At 71.3% G+C, this 17,018-nt stretch carries 5 protein-coding genes; all 5 read right to left on the bottom strand.

Annotated features, from left to right (window positions below):
* Positions 1–30 precede the first annotated feature (30 nt).
* The 5 genes from NV348_RS06125 to NV348_RS06105 are packed head-to-tail and all read right to left on the bottom strand — an operon-like array spanning position 31 to position 16,989.
* Complete coding sequence (locus tag NV348_RS06125; protein WP_447146114.1) at positions 31–1,122, bottom strand: ABC transporter substrate-binding protein; 1,092 nt, start codon at positions 1,120–1,122, stop codon at positions 31–33.
* Between the two features lie 57 nt (positions 1,123–1,179).
* Positions 1,180–1,998: an ABC transporter permease gene (locus NV348_RS06120; protein ID WP_447146113.1), complete on the bottom strand. Its 819-nt coding sequence runs from the start codon at positions 1,996–1,998 to the stop codon at positions 1,180–1,182.
* The gene (locus NV348_RS06115) at positions 1,998–2,816 is read right to left on the bottom strand and encodes an ABC transporter permease (RefSeq protein WP_447146112.1); all 819 of its coding nucleotides are present in this window, start codon (positions 2,814–2,816) and stop codon (positions 1,998–2,000) included. Before NV348_RS06115 ends, NV348_RS06120 begins: the two co-directional genes overlap by 1 nt.
* A complete protein-coding gene (locus tag NV348_RS06110; protein ID WP_447146111.1) occupies positions 2,813–3,817 on the bottom strand; it encodes an ATP-binding cassette domain-containing protein in 1,005 nt (334 codons plus the stop codon). Before NV348_RS06110 ends, NV348_RS06115 begins: the two co-directional genes overlap by 4 nt.
* On the bottom strand, positions 3,814–16,989 hold the full coding sequence (locus NV348_RS06105) for a non-ribosomal peptide synthetase (protein ID WP_447146110.1): 13,176 nt from the start codon (positions 16,987–16,989) through the stop codon (positions 3,814–3,816). Before NV348_RS06105 ends, NV348_RS06110 begins: the two co-directional genes overlap by 4 nt.
* Positions 16,990–17,018 lie beyond the last annotated feature (29 nt).

The raw sequence follows: 17,018 nt of genomic DNA, 5'->3' as shown, positions 1-17,018 counted from the left end.
CACGCTGGGCGTTCGCTGGGAGCCCCGAGGTCAGTCGGTGACGTACCCGTTGAGGCTGTCGCGCAGGTCGGTGAGGATCGCGCGGGCGGCGGTGAGGCCGGTGGTGTGCCAGACGCTGTCGTCGACGGCGAACACGCGACGATCGGTCGAGGCGCCGAGCGCGGTGAACTCGTCCGAGCGCAGGACCTGCTTGCCGTGGTCCTCACCCGGTTCGCCGGCGAACATCACGTAGATGATGTCGCCCTCGGCCTTGGTGGCCAGGTCGGCGGTGGTGATGTCGTAGGAGGTCCCGCGCTGGGCGGTCGGGCGCTGCACGCCGACATCGGACAGGACCTGGGCCGCGAAGGTCTCGCTGCCCTGCACCTGGGTGGCATCGGCGGTGAACCGCAGCACCGACGCCTGCGACTGGCTCGCGTTGAGCGCGGGGCCGAGATCGTGCGCCTCGGTGAGATAGCTCTGCAGCGCGGTGTCGGCGGCGCCGCGGCGGCCCATCCCGGCGGCGTAGGCCGCGAAGTCGGCCTGCCAGCTGCCGCCGGACCCGATCAGGACGGTCGGCGCGATCGCGCTCAGCGCCTCGTAGCCGCCAGCCGGGGCCACGTCGCCGAGGATCAGGTCGGGCTTCAGTTCGGCGATGCGCGCCGGATCGGGCTGTCCGATCGGGCCGACGCTGGGCACCTTCAGCACGCCGTAGCCGAGGTACATCGGCTGCGGGCGCGCACCGTCGAGGGTGACCGCGCCGGCGACTCGCTCCCACAGGCCCACCGCGCAGGCGGCGTCGAGCGCCGAACTGGTGAGCACCACGATGCGCTGCGGGTCGGCGGGGACCTGCGTGGTCCCGGCGGCATGGGTGACGGTGCGCGTCGCGCCCGCGGCGGGATCGGGCGCGCTCGGCAGCGGGCACGCGGTCGCGGTGTCCCTGGCCACGCCGACGACACCGGCACCGGCGATATTCGTGGTGGTGCGGATGATCGTGCTCGCGTCGTCGTGCTTGTCCGCGCAGCCCGCGGTGACCACGGCGACGCACAGCAGCGCGGCGACGGCGAGGATGCCACGCGAGCGGACACGAACGCCCTGCTCGGCGGTGCGACGGAATCGGGTGCGTACTCGGGCGCTCACCGGCATGCGCACGAGGGTACTGCGTGGCAGGCCGGCCCGGCGCCGCGGGTTCGCGGCCCGAACTCAGCGCCGGCTGGCGCGCCGGAACCCGACCCCGGCCGGGACCGCGAACAGCACGATCGCGCCGAAGCACCACACCAGGGTCAGGATCAGCGGCCGCGCGACGGGTCCGTGAGCGGCGAGTCCGCGCATGGCGTCGACGGCGACCGACATCGGCTGGTTGCGCACGATCGGCTGGATCCACGCGGGGAAGGCGATCAGCGGGACGAAGCCGGTGCTGAAGAACATCATCAGCGAGGTGAGGATGGTGACGCCTTCGACCAGTGAGGCTTTCGCGGTGTAGACGGCGATCGCGGTGACGATGGTGGCGAAGGCGAGCCCGAACAGCACCGGTACCAGCAGAAACACCAGCGCGGCCAGCGGGCCGTGGTGGAAGCGGAAGCCGAGCACCGCGCCGACGGCCACCACGGCGAGGGTGCCGAGCACGATCCGGCAGCCCTCGGCGAGGATGCGCGAGGCGATCCCCGAGGCCCGGTGCACGGGCAGCACCCAGAACCGGGCCAGCAGACCGGCGTCGCGTTCGCGCCCGAGCAGGACCCCGCTGGCCACGGCGCCGGAGAGCGCGCCGACGATGGCGACCATCGGGACCGAGCCGTAGAGGGCGTCGTCGCCGGTGAACTTCTCGATCTGCCCGCCCACGACGATGTCGAGCATGATCAGCAGCAGGCACGGGATGAGCAGGGTCTCCAGCAGGGTGACCGGATTGCGGCCCCAGCGCACCAGCAGGCGCTGTGTCTGGATCAAGGTGTGCCGGACCAGCGCGCCCATCGTGGTCTCCGAACCCGCCGTGGTCTGCTCGGTACGAGCGGCAAGCAGCGCCATCACGCCCTCCTCGAACTCAGCCGGATAGCCAGGGGCGTACAGATCAGCAGGATCGCCGCCAGCCACAGCAGCGACGGGCCCACCAGCGACCAGCTGACCGTGCCCGCGTTCCCGGCGGTGTCACCGGCCAACGCCCGCAATACGATCGCGAACTGCGAGACCGGCTGATTGCGGACGAACCACTGGATCCAGGTCGGGAACTGGCCGGCCGGCGCGAGACCGGTCGAGAGCATGCCGAAGATCAACGGCGGCAACACCAATGCCTGGGTGGTGGCCTCGGGGCTCTTGGACACCGTGCCGATGACATCGGCGCCGAGCGTGAACGCGATCCCGATGAGCAGTGAGAACGCCAGGTATCCGAGGGTGTGCGCGGCGTCGAGCCGGAACCGGAAGCCGATCACGTACCCGGACGCGATCGCCGCGGCCAGCGAGATCAGCAGCCGGAAGATATTGGCCGACATCCGCGCCGCCACCGGCACCAGCGGGCGCAGCGGCATCGCGCCGAAGCGGCGGTTGAGCCCGGCCACGGAATCGGTGGCCGAGCGGAACGCCGCCGAGATGGCGGTGAACGCGGCGGCCTGCAGGATCACCAGCGGCATCATGTACTGGGCGTAGCTGCTGAAGCCGTTGCCGGAGAACATCATCACGGTCTTGAGCGGGATGTAGAAACTGGCCGTGAAGGCTGCGGGCGCGACGATCGAGGACAGCACCTCGCCGGTCTTGACCGAGGGCACGATCAGCCGGGTGGTCAGCACCCACCACTGCTGCACCGTGTCCGGGGCGGCGCGGACATCGGTGTGCCAGGTGGTGGCGGTCACGACACGGCCTCCGGCGCCGTCTCGGTGGTCGGCAGATGGCCGGTGAGCTGGAGGAACACGTCGTCGAGTGAGGGGCGGCGCAGCGCGATGTCGACGAGCTCGACCGCCGCGTCGTCGAGGCGGCGCAGTGCTTCGGCGAGGGTCTTGGCGCCGTCCGGGGCCGGGATGGTGATCCGGTCGGATTCCGGTGTCAGCGCGGCCAGGTTCTCGGCGGGTAGCAGCGCGCCGAGCGCGGCGACGATGGCGGGCATTTCCTCCAGATCGAGCGGCACCACCTCGCAGTAGCTGCCGCCGGTGCGGTGTTTCAGCTCGTCGGCGGTGCCGGAGGCGATCACCACGCCGTGGTCGATGACGATGATCTGATCGCTGAGCGCGTCGGCTTCCTCCAGGTATTGGGTGGTGAGCAGGGTGGTGATGCCCGCGCTCTTGAAGCTGCGCACCAGGTCCCAGACACCTTGACGGCTGCGCGGATCCAGGCCGGTGGTCGGCTCGTCGAGGAAGACCACATCGGGCCGGACCACCAGCCCGCAGGCGATGTCGATGCGCCGCCGCATGCCGCCGGAGTAGGTGCCCACCCGCCGGTTCGCGGCCCGCTCCAGATCGAATTCGGCGATCAGTTCCTTGGCCCTGGCGCGGGCCGCCGGTTTGCGCAGGCCCATCAGCCTGCCGAACATGACGAGGTTCTCGTAGCCGCTGAGCATGTCGTCGAGCGCGGCGTACTGCCCGGTCAGCATGATGGATTTGCGGACCGCCGCCGGGTCGGCCACGACATCGTGCCCGGCCACCACGGCCCGCCCCCGGTCGGGGGTGATGAGCGTGGACAGCACGTTCACCATGGTGGTCTTGCCCGCGCCGTTGGGGCCCAGGATGCCGAGCACCTCGCCGGGGGCGGCCACGAAGTCGACGCCGCGCAGCGCGTGGACCTCGCCGAAGGATTTCTCGATCCCTTCGACGACTACGCCGCCGGTGGAGGTGAGGGTGGGGCTCGGTGCGACGCTCATGTCCGGTCTCCTGCTTCCATGTGGTCATCCAGCACCGGCGAGATCACCGACAGTGCGAGGGGATTGGTCAGCTCGTCGTGGGTCACGTCGACGTCGTGATCGACGATCGCGCCGGTCACGTAGGGACGCCAGCCGTCGGGGCCCATCCACGCGCCGGGGTCGACGGCGGCGGTGAAATAGAGGACGTCGCCGTCGTAGACCGGGCGCTGGTAGCCGGTTCTGGTTCCGGCGGAGGCGTTGTAGGAGCCCGCCATTCGCTCGATGGTGGCGGCGTCGACGAGTTCGACGCCGCCGAGTTTCGCGGTGATGAGCTCGGCAGCCTCCTGTGCGGTGGCTTCGGCGGGAACGTTGTCGATCCCGAAGATCGAGCCGAAGGTATTGATGAACGCGCCCGGCGTGAGCCGCTCGATGCTGTCACCGTCGATATCGGCGGTGTCGGTGTCCAGTAGCGCCACCACGCCGACGCGTTCCCCCGCCGCGGCCAGCTGCACCGCCATGGCATGGGCGATCAGTCCGCCGAACGACCAGCCCAGCAGGTGATACGGGCCGCTCGGCTGGACCGCGCGTATCTCGCGCACGTACCGCCGCGCGAACTCCTCGATGGACCTCGCCGACGGCTCGCGGCCGCTGAGATCGGGCGCCTGCAGACCGTAGATCGGCCGACCGGGCCGGAGACGTTCGGCGAATCCCAGATAGCTCCACGACATTCCGGAGGAGGAGTGGATGCAGAACAGCGCGGGTTTGTCGCCGCCGAGGCGGATCGGCAGCAGGACGTCGAGTCCGAGGCCGGTCGATCCGGTGCTCGCGGGTTCCGCCGCCGCGGCGACCATGGCGGCGGCTTCCTCGGCCGACGCCCGTTCGGCGGCCGGGGAGTCCGCGAAGCGCGCGGCCGCGCCCAGCGCCTCCCACCACAGCTGGGCCAGCTCGGCGACCTCGTCGCGGTCGAGCAGCTCTGCGGGATAACCGAAGTCGGCGCGCAACCGGTCACCGAGCACCATGGCGTTGATATCGATCGCCGCCATGACCGGGACCGTGGCGTGTTCGCCGACATCCAGATCGCCGAATTCGTCGGTGGGCAGCCAGCCGATGCCTTCCAGCCCGGCGGGGATCTCCGCGGCGGTGTGCCGGCCGAGATAGTTGACGGACACCTGGCCGGGCAGCCGCTCGGGCAGTTCGGCGGCGGTCTCCGGATTCAGGTACCGCAGCAGGCCGAACCCGATGCCCTTGTCCGGCACCGACAGCAGCTCGTGTTTCACCGCGCGGATGGCCGCGCCCATCGCCGGGCCGCCGGCGAACGCGTCGTCGATGTCGATGCCGGACAGTCCGAGCCGGACCGGATACAGGGTGGTGAACCAGCCGATCGTCCGGGACAGATCGGCACCGGGGATGATTTCCTCCTGCCTGCCGTGTCCTTCCAGCCGCAGCAGCGCGGACTTCTCGTCCACGCCGCGGCGGGCCCGCCAGCGGACGAGCGCCAGTGCGAGCGTGGCGAACAGCGCGTCGGTGACGCCGCCGTGGAACAGCCGGGGCAGCGTCGTGAGCAGGGCGGTGGTGACGTCTTCGTCGACCTCGATATCGACGCGGCGCACGGTATGGGCTTGATCGATGGCGGGATCGAGGTGCCTGGTGCCGAGCAGCGGGTCGGGGCCGCCGACGATATCGCGCCAGTAGTCGAGTTCGGCCCGGCGCTGTTCGGAGTGCGCGGCTTCGGTCAGCGCGTAGGACCAGCGGCGCATCGAGGTCCCGGTCTCGGCGAGCACCGGGGTGGCGCCGGCGGACACCTGGGACCAGGCACCGATCAAGTCCTGCACCAGGATTCGCCACGACACACTGTCGATGGCGAGGTGGTGCGCGACCACGATCAGCCGGCCGGGTCTGGTGCGCGAGCCCGCGGCGCCGACCGGGTCGAGCCAGACGAACTGCAGCACGACGCCGTCGGCGGGAGCGAGGCGGTTCAGGGCGGAGTCGAGTTCGCTGCGCACGTCCTCGCGCAGTTCGGTGGGTTCGGCCACGGCGTCGATCTCGGTGCGGTGCACCAGGGCGTCGACCTCGATCGTGCCCGGTTCCGCCACCCGCAGCTGCCAGCCGTCCTCGTCGGACCACAGCCGGGCCCGCAGCATGTCGTGTCGGTCGATGACGGCGGTGAGCGTGGCGACGAGGTCCGAACGCTCGATGCCGACGGGCAGTTCCAGCACCGCGGTCTGGGCGAAGCGGTCGAAATCGCCGCCGCGCTCGATCATGTACCGCACGATCGGGGTGAGCGGCAGGTCGCCGACACCGCCGCCGGGCAGTTCCGCGAGCGCCTCCACCGTCCCGGCGGCGTCGACGGCCGTGGCCAGCGCCGCGACGGTGCGATGCTCGAACACCTGCAGCGGCGTGCAGTGCACGCCACGCAGTTTCGCCTGGGTGACGAGCTGGATCGCCAGGATGCTGTCACCACCGAGGGCGAAGAACGAATCGTCGACGCCGACCTGATCGCGGCCGAGCAATTCGGCGTAGACCTCGGCCAGGACATGTTCGGTGGGTGTGCGCGGCGCCAGGTACGGCGCTTCCTCGGTGCCGAACACCGGTTCCGGCAGCGCCTTTCGATCGAGCTTGCCGACGGCGTTGACCGGGATGGCGTCGAGGACGACGAAGGAGGCGGGCACCATATAGGCGGGCAGGCTGTCGGCGGCGACGGCCCGCACCCGCGCGAGATCGAGGTCGGCGCCGGGCATCCGCACCAGATAGGCTGCCAGCGCGGTCGCTCCGGTGGGCCCGGGAACGCCCAGCGTCACCGCGAGATCGACACCGTCGATGCCACCGAGCACCGCGTCGATCTCCCCGAGCTCGATGCGCTGACCGCGCACCTTCACCTGGAAGTCGGTGCGGCCGAGGTACTCCAGCGTCAACCCCAGCTCCGGCGGACGGATCCAGCGCACCAGATCGCCCGTGCGGTACAGCACGTCGCCGGGCGCGCCGTAGGGATCGGCGACGAAGCGAGCCGCCGTGAGCCCGGGCCGGGCGTGGTAGCACCGCGCGGTGGCGGTGCCGGTCAGATACAGCTCACCGGCGACACCGACCGGCACCGGGCGCAGCCGATCGTCGAGGACGAGCACGGCCGCACCCCGGATCGGCGTGCCGATGGTGACCGGCTCGGTCGTGGCCAGCGGCGCGGAACCCGTGGCCCAGATGGTGTATTCGGTCGGCCCGTACAGATTGACCATCCGCCGCCCCGCGGCCCCGCCGCACCAGCGCCCGACCAGGTCGGGACCGACCGCCTCGCCCGCCACCGCGAGGACCCGCACGCTCGACACCTCGGCGGGATCGATCGTCGCCAGCGCGGACGGCGTGATCACCATGTGCGTGACCGCTTCGGCGGCGATCAGCTCGGCCAGCGCAGCGCCACCGAAGACCTCGGGCGGTGTGATCACCGAGGCGCCGCCACCGCCGAACGCCATCAGCGCCTCGAAGATCGACGCGTCGAAACTCGGCGAGGCGACCTGGAGCACCCGCGACTGTTCGTCGAGTCCGAGGTCGGCACGCTGCGCCGCCACCAGATCGGCCAGGCCGCGATGGGTCACCGTGACGCCCTTGGGCGTTCCGGTCGACCCGGAGGTGTAGATCATCCAGGCCGGATTCTCCAGGCGGATCGGCGCGGGCAGGTCGCCTGCGGTGAGCGCGGCGTCGGAGGCGGCGCGCAGGCGGGCGACGATATCGGGATCGTCGAGGACCAGCCAGCGGGTGGTGTCGGGCAGGCTCGCCCGGTACGCGGTCAGGGTGAGACCGACGCGGGCACCGGAATCGGTGAGCATGTGGTCGATGCGCTCCACCGGATGCTTCGGGTCGACCGGCAGGAACGCGGCACCGGCCTTCGCGGCGGCCCAGATTCCCAGGTGCAGCTCGGCGCAGCGGGGCAGACCCAGGGCGACCACGGTTTCGGTGCCCGCGCCCGCGTCGATCAGCAGGCGGGCCAGCTGGTTCGATCCGGCATCGAGCGCGCGGTAGGTGGTCGTGGTCCCGGCGACCAGCGCGGGACGATCGGGGTAGGTCGCGGCGGTGTCGGTGAGCAGCTCGGGCAGTGTGGTCGTGCCCACGGTGGCGGGGCCGCGCACCGGAATCAGTTCCGCGCGTTCTCCTGCGTCGAGGAGGTCGATATCGGAGACCCGGATGTCCGGGTCGGCGAGGACGGCCGAGAGGACGCGTTGCCAGCGGGTCACGAACGCGGCGACCGTGGCCGCGTCGAACAGGTCGGTCGCGTAGGTCAGTACGCCGTCGAGACCGGCCGCGCCGGAGTCGGTGAATCGCTCGCGCAGGTCGAGGGTGAGGTCGAAGGCCGAGGCGTCGCGGTCGAAGTCCTCGACCTCGAACCGCACGCCGGCCAGTTCCAGCACCGGCTCGACGAAGTTCTGCAGCGACAGCGACACCTGGAAGACCGGGTGGTGCGCGGTCGAGCGGGTGGGGTCGAGCGCCTGGACGAGCTGTTCGAAGGGCACGTCGGCGTGGGCGAACGCATCGAGATCGGTGGCGCGGACCTCGGCCAGCACCTGCCGGAAACTCGCGCTCGGGTCGATCGGGGTGCGCAACGCCAGGGTGTTGACGAACATGCCGACCAGGTCGTCCAGCGCCGCCTCGCCGCGCCCGGCGACCGGGGTGCCGATGACGACATCGCCGGTGCCGCTCAACCGGGCCAGCAGGACGGCGAGCGCGGCGTGCACCACCATGAAGACGCTGACATTGCCCGCCGCCGCGACCTCGACCAGCGTGCGGTGCAGCTGCTCGTCGATCGCGAAGTCGAGGTCGGCGCTGCGCATCGTCTGCACGGCCGGGCGCGGGCGGTCGGTGGGCAGTTCCAGCGCGTCCGGTGCGTCGGCGAGGGTGCCGGTCCAGTACCGGATCTGCTGGGCGGCAACGGATTCCGGGTCGGTCGCGCTGCCGAGGAGTTCGCGATGCCACAGCGCGAAATCGGCGTACTGCACGGGCAGCGGCGACCAGGCGGGAGCGGTGCCCGCCACCCGCGCCGAATAGGCGGCCACCAGGTCGCCCGCCAACGGTGCCATCGACGCGCCGTCGGCGCTGATGTGGTGCACCACCAGGACCACGACATGCACGGGGACAGGGCCGGAGCCGACGAGCCGGAACAGCCCGACCCGCAGCGGCGCCTCCCTGGTCAGATCGAACCCGGTGCCCGCCAGCTCGGTGATCCGATCACGCAGGGGCGCAACGTCTTCGGTATCGACCACCGCCATCGCGGGCGTGGCGGCCTCGATGCCGACGACGACCTGCCGGGGCCCTTCGGTATCGGCCGGATAGCGGGTGCGCAGGCTCTCCTGCCTGGTGATCACATCGGTGAGCGCCAGGCGCAGGGCCGCCACCTCCAGGTCGCCGGTCAGCCGCAGGGCGATGGCGATGTTATAGGCGGCCGAGCCCGGGTCGAGCTGGTTGAGTACCCACATGCGCTGCTGCGCCGGCGAGAGCGGGATCCGGTCGGGGCGCACGCGCGCGGCCAGCGCCGGGCGCCCGGGACCGCCCGCGGCGGCCGGGACGACTCGCGCGGCCAGTTGCGCCACGGTGGGCGCGTCGAACAGGTCGCGCAGCGCGATGGTCGAGCCGAGCGCCGAATTCACCCGGGCGACGACCTTGGTCGCGCTCAGCGAGTTGCCGCCCAGCTCGAAGAACGACTGGTCGACGCTGACCTGCTCGGCCCCGATCACCTCCGCGAACACCGCCGCCACCGCCGCTTCGGTCGCAGTCCGGGGCGCGAGGTACGGGCGCTGGGCCGCCGCGAAGTCCGGCACCGGCAGTGCCTTGCGATCCAGCTTGCCCACGGGGGTGAGCGGAATCTCGTCGAGCACAACGACATACGCGGGCACCATGTACCCGGGCAGCTCCGCCGCGACGGCCGCGCGCACCCGCTCGGTAGCCAGGTCGGCGCCGGGCGTCGGCAGGACATAGGACACCAGCACGGTCGCCCCCGCCGGACCCGCGCGCCCGATGGTCACCGCGTAGTCGATCTCCTCGTCGCGCGAGAGCACCGCGTCGATCTCGCCGAGCTCGATCCGCAGACCGCGGATCTTCACCTGGAAATCGCTGCGGCCCAGGTACTCCAAGGCGAGCGCACCGTCCTCGACGACCCAGCGGACCATATCTCCGGTGCGGTACATGCGGTCACCGGCCGCGCCGTACGGGTCGGCGACGAACCGGCTCGCGGTCATCTCGAACCGGTTGAAATAGCCGCGCGCCAGCGCCGGACCGGCCAGATACAGCTCGCCCGCGATACCGACCGGCACCGGCCGCAACCAGCTGTCCAGCACGACCACCGCCGACCCCCGAATCGGTCCGCCGATGGTGATCGGCTCGCCCGCGACGAGCTCGGCCGGACCGGTGGCCCAGATACTGAACTCGGTGGGGCCGTACAGGTTCACCATCCGGCGGCCGGCCGACCACTTCTCGATGAGTTCGGGGGTGGCGGCCTCACCGGCGACCGACAGCACCCGGAGATCGGTGAGGTCGGCCGGTTCCATGGTGGCCAGTGCCGACGGGGTGATCACCGCGTGGGTGACCCGTTCGGTGCGCAGCAGCTGTTCGAGTTCGCTGCCGCCGTACACCTCCGGCGGCGAGACCACCAGCCGTCCGCCCGCCGAATGCGCGGTGAGCATCTCGAAGACCGAGGCGTCGAAGCTGGGTGAGGCGACCTGCAGCGCACTCGCCGACGGGTCGAGCGCCAGCGTTTCCCGTTGCGCGGTGGTGAGATTCGCGATGCCGCGGTGGCTCAGCAGCACCGCCTTCGGCTTGCCGGTGGAGCCGGAGGTGTAGATCAGGTAGGCGGTGTGGTCGATGTCGATGGGGCCACCGCGTTCGGCGTCGGTGATCGGCGCGTCGGAGACCAGCATCGCCCGGCGCAGCGTGTTGAGGTCGTCGAGCAGCAGCCAGTCGATGGTGCCGGGCAGCGTCTCACCGGTCGCGGTGACGCTGACGCCGATCGGCGCCTTGGAGTCGTCGAGCATGTGCTCGATCCGCTCCACCGGATAGCTCGGGTCCAGCGGGACGAAGGCCGCGCCGGTCTTGGCCAGCGCCCACACGGCCACCACCGATTCCAGCGACCGGGTGAGCGCGAGCACCACGAACACCTCGGGGCCGACGCCGCGGCCCAGCAGGACCCGGGCGAACCGGTTCGACCAGGAATCCAGGTCGCGGTAGCTCATCCGCAGGTCACCCGCGCTGACCGCGACGGCGTCGGGATCGATGCGCGCGCCGGCGGTCAGGAGGTCGGGCAGCGTGCGCATCGGCACCGAGGGCAGCCCGCGGACCGGGGCCAGCCGCGCCAGTTCGGTGTCGTCGCAGTACTGCACCTGCGACACCAGGTCGTGCGGCTGCGCGGCGAGCCTGCCGAGCAACCCGACGAACCGGTCCAGCAGCGACCGCGCGGCGGCGGCGTCGAGCTGATCGGCCATGAACTTCACCGTGACCCGCAGCGCGTCACCGGTGCCCGCCTCGCCGCGCAGGGGGATCACCATGAGGTTGAGCGGATACGGCGTCGCGTCGGTGCCCTCGACGTCGAGCACCCGCATGCCCGCGATGTCGAGCGCCTGCGACAGCGCCTCGCGGTCGATCGGATAGGACTCGAAAACGGTGAGGGTGTCGAACAATTCGGCCAGCCCGACCGCGCGGTGGATCGCAGCGAGTCCGACGTGCTGGTGGTCCATCAGCCGCGCCTGCTCGGCCTGCACCCGGGCGAGCAGATCGGACACCTTCTCGGCGGGGTCGAGCGTCACCCGCACCGGGACGGTATTGATGAACAGGCCGACCATCTCCTCGACGCCCGGCAGCTCCGGCGGCCTGCCCGACACCGTGCTGCCGAACACCACATCGGTGCGGCCGGTGAGCATGGCCAGCAGCAGCGACCAGCTCGTCTGGACCAGGGTGTTCACCGTGGCGCCCGCCTCGCGGGCCGCGATTTCGAGCTCGGCGACCGTGGCGGCGGACAGCTCGCGGGTGACCATCGCGGTCTCCGGCGTGGCGATCCCGGCCAGGGTCGGGACCGCGCGCGTCGGAGTGTCGACTCCGGCCAGCGACTGCTGCCAGGCGGCGAGCGAGGCGTCGGCGTCCTGGGCGGCGAGCCAGGCCAGGAACTCGCGGTAGGAGCGGGCGGGCGGCAGCACCGACGGATCGCCCGCGGTGACGTAGAGCGCCAGCAGTTCCCGGACCAGCAGCGGCGTCGACCAGCCGTCGAGCACCAGGTGATGGTTGGTCATGATCAGCCGGAAATTGCCGGGGGTGGTGGTGACCAGGGTGAAGCGGATCAGCGGGGGACGGGTGAGGTCGAAGCGGGTCAGCGCGTCGAGGGCGATGATCCGGTCGAGTTCGCGGGCGCGCGCTTCCTCGTCGGCGAGGTCGGTCAGATCGATGTCGGCCCAGCGGATCTCGGCGTCGGCGAGGACCAGCTGGCGCGGCCCGTCGTCGGTCTCGACGAAGGCCACCCGCAGGTTCTCGTGCCGGTCGACGAGCGCCTGGGCCGCCGCGCGCAGGCGGGTGGTGTCGACCGTGCCTGCCAGGGTGAGCATCGACTGCACCGTGTAGCCGTCGGCGGTGTCGGAATCGTAGAGGGCGTGGAAGAGCAGGCCGTACTGCAGCGGCGAGAGCGGCCACACGTCGGCGAGGTTCGGATAGGTCTGTTCCCAGCGGTCGATCTGCGGCTGGTCGACGGCCACCAGCGCGAAGTCCGACGGCGTCCGCCCACCCGCGTCGCCGGCGCGTGCGTGGTCGGCGAGCGCGTGCAGCGCGGCGGTCCACAGCTCGGCCAGCTCGTCGACCTCGCGCTCGTCGAGCAGTCTGCTCGCGTAGGCCCAGGTGACCTCCAGGCCCGCGTCGGTCAGGACGGCGTTGATGTCGACGACGGCGGCCAGCGGGGCCCGGTCGTCGTTGGTCGCGGCGAAGCGGCGGGGCATCCAGGAGTCGGCGCCGGTGACCGCGCGGCCGAGGTAGTTGAAGCTCAGCTGGGGTGTGGGGGCGGCGGCCAGGGCGGCGGCCGTGTCGCTGTTCAGGTATCGCAGCAAGCCGTAGCCGACACCACGGTCGGGGATCGACCGTAGCTGCTCCTTGGTCGTCTTGATCGCCGACCCCGCCGCCGGGCCGCCGGCGAAGGCATCGGCCAGGTCGATGTCGGTGAGGTCGACGGCGACCGGGTACACGCTGGTGAACCAGCCGATCGTGCGCGCGACATCGGCGCCGGGCAGCAGGGATTCGTCGCGGCCGTGGCCCTCCAGGGTCAGCAGCGTGCCGGTGCGGTCGCGCCAGCGGCACACGGCCATGGCCAGGGCCGCGAGCAGCACATCGTCGGCGCCGCAATGGAATCGCTCGGGCAGCGTGGTGAGGACGGTGTGGGCCAGATCCGGTGGCACCGTGCTCAGCCGCTGTTCCATGGTGGCCACGACGTCGAGGGCAGGATCGAAGGAGATCTCCTCGGTGGCGAACGACGGGTCCGGTGTCGCCAGGATGCGCTGCCAGATCGGCAGTTCACCGAGGCGGGTCGTGGCGTTGTCGGCCTGGCCGTGCGCCCACCGGCGGAACGAGGTGCCGACCGGGTCGAGCGTGCCGCCGAAGGCCGCGGTCGCCAAGTCCGGCAGCAGGATTCGCCAGGAAACGCCGTCGGTGACGAGGTGGTGCAGGACCAGCCAGCACAGTGGGGCGGCGTCGTCGCGTTCGAGCAGGACGAACCGGGCGACGGCACCGACAGCGGGGTCGAGCTGATCCGCGGCATCCCGCAGGGCGCGCTCGACGGTGTCCTCGGTCTCGGCCCGGACGACATCGATCAGCGACTCGGCCGCGACCGAACCGGGCTCGGCGACAACCCATTCCCAGCCCTGCGGCGTGGCACGCAGCGAGGAGCGGAGCAGATCGTGGTGCTCGACCAGGACCTGGAGGGCCGTCGCGAGGGCCGGACGGTCGACGCCATCGGGCAGGCCGATCAGCACCGCCTGCCCGTACCGGCCCCAGGTGTCACCGTGCTCGACCATGGCGTGCACGATCGGCGTGAGCGCCACCGGACCGACACCGCCACCGGGCAATTCGTGCACCACCTGGACCTCGGTGTCGGCCGCGACCGCCGCCAGCGCGGCGACGGTCTTGCGTTCGAACACATCCCGGGCGCTGAACGCGATACCGGCGGCCTTGGCCCGTGAGACCAGTTGGATGGAGACGATGCTGTCGCCGCCGAGGGCGAAGAAGCTGTCGTCCACGCCGACCGATTCCAGGCCGAGCACCTCGGCGAACAGGGCGGCAAGTGCCTCCTCGCGCGGGGTAGACGGCGCCCGGCTGGTGACGGTGCGCGCGCGGAAATCCGGTGCGGGCAGCGCCTTGCGATCCACCTTGCCGAGCGGGGTGAGCGGAACCCGGTCCAGCACCATGACCACCGAGGGCACCATGTACGCCGGAAGGCTCTCGCCGACAGCTGCTTTCACGGCTTCCGGATGTGCCTCGGCACCGGGCTCGGTCGTCACATAGGACACCAGCGCGGTCGCGCCCGCGGCCGTCTCGACGCCGAGGGTGAGCGCGAAATCGATCTCGGGGAGCCGCTGCAGGGCGGCGTCGATCTCACCGAGCTCGATCCGGAAGCCACGCACCTTCACCTGGAAGTCGCTGCGGCCCTGGTATTCCAGGACGAACCGGCCGTCGTCGTCACGCCAGCGCACCAGATCGCCGGTGCGGTACATCCGCTCGCCGGGCGCGTGTGGATTCGCGACGAACCGGCTCGCTGTCAAACCGGTACGCCGGTGATAGCCGCGGGCGACGCCGGGACCCGCGAGATACAGCTCGCCGACGGTGCCCGCCGGGACCGGGCGCAACCAGGCATCGAGCACCAGGCCGCTCACGCCACGCACGAGGCTGCCGATCGTCACCGGCGCATCGGGGACCAGGCCGTCGGTGAGGGTGGTCGTCACGGTGGTCTCGGTGGGGCCGTAGCCGTTGATCAGGGTGCGACCGGCCCACTTGACCACCAGTTCCGGCGGGCACGCGTCGCCGCCGACGACGATGGTGCGCAGGTCGGGCAGCGTCGCCGGATCGAGCGAGCCGACGACGGCCGGCGTGACATTGAGATGGGTGACCCGGTGCGCGCGCAGCACCTGCGCCATGTCCTCGCCCGCGTACGCCGACGGCGGCACCACCGCCAGACTCGCGCCCGCCGCCAGTGTCACCAGGATCTCCTCGACGGAGATGTCGAAGCTCGGCGAGACGGCATGGGCGACAACGGAGCCCGCGTCGACCCCGAACCCGGCGCCCGAACTCGCGACGAGATCGGCCAGGCCGCGATGGGAGACGAGCACGCCCTTGGGCAGACCGGTCGAGCCGGAGGTGTAGATGATGTAGGCCACCTGATCCGGGCGCACCGGGGCGCGGCGGTCGGCGTCGCCGATCGGCCCGGCGTCCTCGGCGGCGATCTGCCCGAGGGTCGCCTCGTCGTCGAGGGTGAGCCAGTCGACCCGGTCCGGCAGCGATTTGCGCGCCTGCGCGACGGTGAGACCGGTGCTCACGCCGCTGTCGTCGACCATGTGCTCGATGCGGTCCGCCGGATAGGTGGGATCGATCGGCACGAACGGCGCGCCCGTCTTGGCCACCGCGATGGTCGCCAGCACCGACTCGGCCGAGCGCGGAATCGACAGGGCGACACCGTGTTCGGGTCCGGCGCCGGCGGCGATCAGGACCCGGGCCAGGCGGTTGGTGTAGTCGTCGACCGCGCGGTAGGTCAGCGTCTCGTCCGTGCCCCAGCGCAGCGCCACCGCGTCCGGGTCGAGCGCGGCGCCCGCCGCGAGAATCTCGGGCAGCGTGCGGATGTCGACACCGGCCGGGCCGCGCGCGGGCACCGAGACGGCCTCCTCGGCGGGCGAGAGGACCGGCACCGCCGACAGCGGCGCCTCGGGTCCGGCGACCAGGAACCGGTGCAGGAACCGCAGGAAGCGCGCGTGATGCGCCGCCAGGTCGGCCTCGCTGTACAGATTGCCGTTGCCCTGCAGGTCGATGTGGGTGCTCTCGCCGCCGACGCCCGGATACAGGTTGACGAACAGGTCGTCGATCAGGCCCGAGGTGAGCACGTGCAGCCGCCCGACGACCTGGCCGAGCGCGATCCTGGTGTCGACCATCATCAGATTCACGGCGGGGCCGAACGAGGTGGCCTCGTCCATCGCCCAGCCGAGATCGCGGACGATGTCCTCCTGACGGTAGCGCTGGCGGCGCAGCGCGCCGGTCAGCTCGCCCTGCACGGCGAGAATCGCCGCGCCCACGGTCGTCGTCGGGTCCAGGGTGACGCGCAGCGGGACGACATTGGCGAGCATGCCGCCGGAACGACGCAGCGTCGCGGAGGTCCGCGCCGACACCGGCAGGCTCAACACCACTTCCGGCGCACCGGTCATCGCGGCCAGGTAGGCGCCGAACGCGGCTACCACCGTCGGCGCGACACCCGAATTCACTGAGGCGGCAACGGAATCCAGCAGCGCCGAGGTTTCCGGGGGCAGCGCGCCGGAGACCCGGTTGGGATGGCCGTCGACCTCGGCGTCGCGGCCGGCCAGATTCACCGGATCGGCCATCTCGGCCAGGTGCTCGCGCCAGTACTCGCGGTCGGCGGTGAAGCGGTCGGAGGTGCGATAGGTCAGATCCGCCTCGACGATCTTCGGTAGCGGCTCGGCCTTGGCCGGCGGCGCCTCCCTGCCCTCGACGGCGGCGTTGTAGAGCTCGCCGGTGCGCTGCACCAGGGCCAGCGCGCCCATTCCGTCCAGCACGATGTGGTGCATGCGCGAGTACCAGAACCACCGGTCGTCGGCGACGCGGATCATGGCCAACCGGACCAATCGGTCGCGCATCACGTCCAGGGGTGCGGTGTACTCGGCGCGCATCCACGCGTGCGCGGCCGCGATCGGGTCGGGCTCGCCGCGCAGATCCAGCTCGGTCATGTCGGCGTCGAGAGAGAAGTCGACGAGCTGGTGGGGTTGGCCGTCGAGATCGATCAGGCGCAGATAGCCGGTGCCGAACTCGCGACCGGCCCGGCGCACGACCCGCACCAGCAGATCGTGGTCGACCGGACCACTGAGTTCGACGTATTGGGCGATGGAGATGGGGGTGTCACCCGCGATGTGCTGGGCGAACCAGATGCCACGCTGGGCCGCGGACAGCGGGAAGGCGCCCTCGGAAGACTGGGTCATGAGCGGACCTGCGTTCTCATGTCTGGAGC

This window comes from Nocardia fodinahabitans (assembly GCF_052983615.1).
Note: the sequence above shows the minus strand (reverse complement) of the source record. Positions and strands in the feature narration are given on the sequence as shown.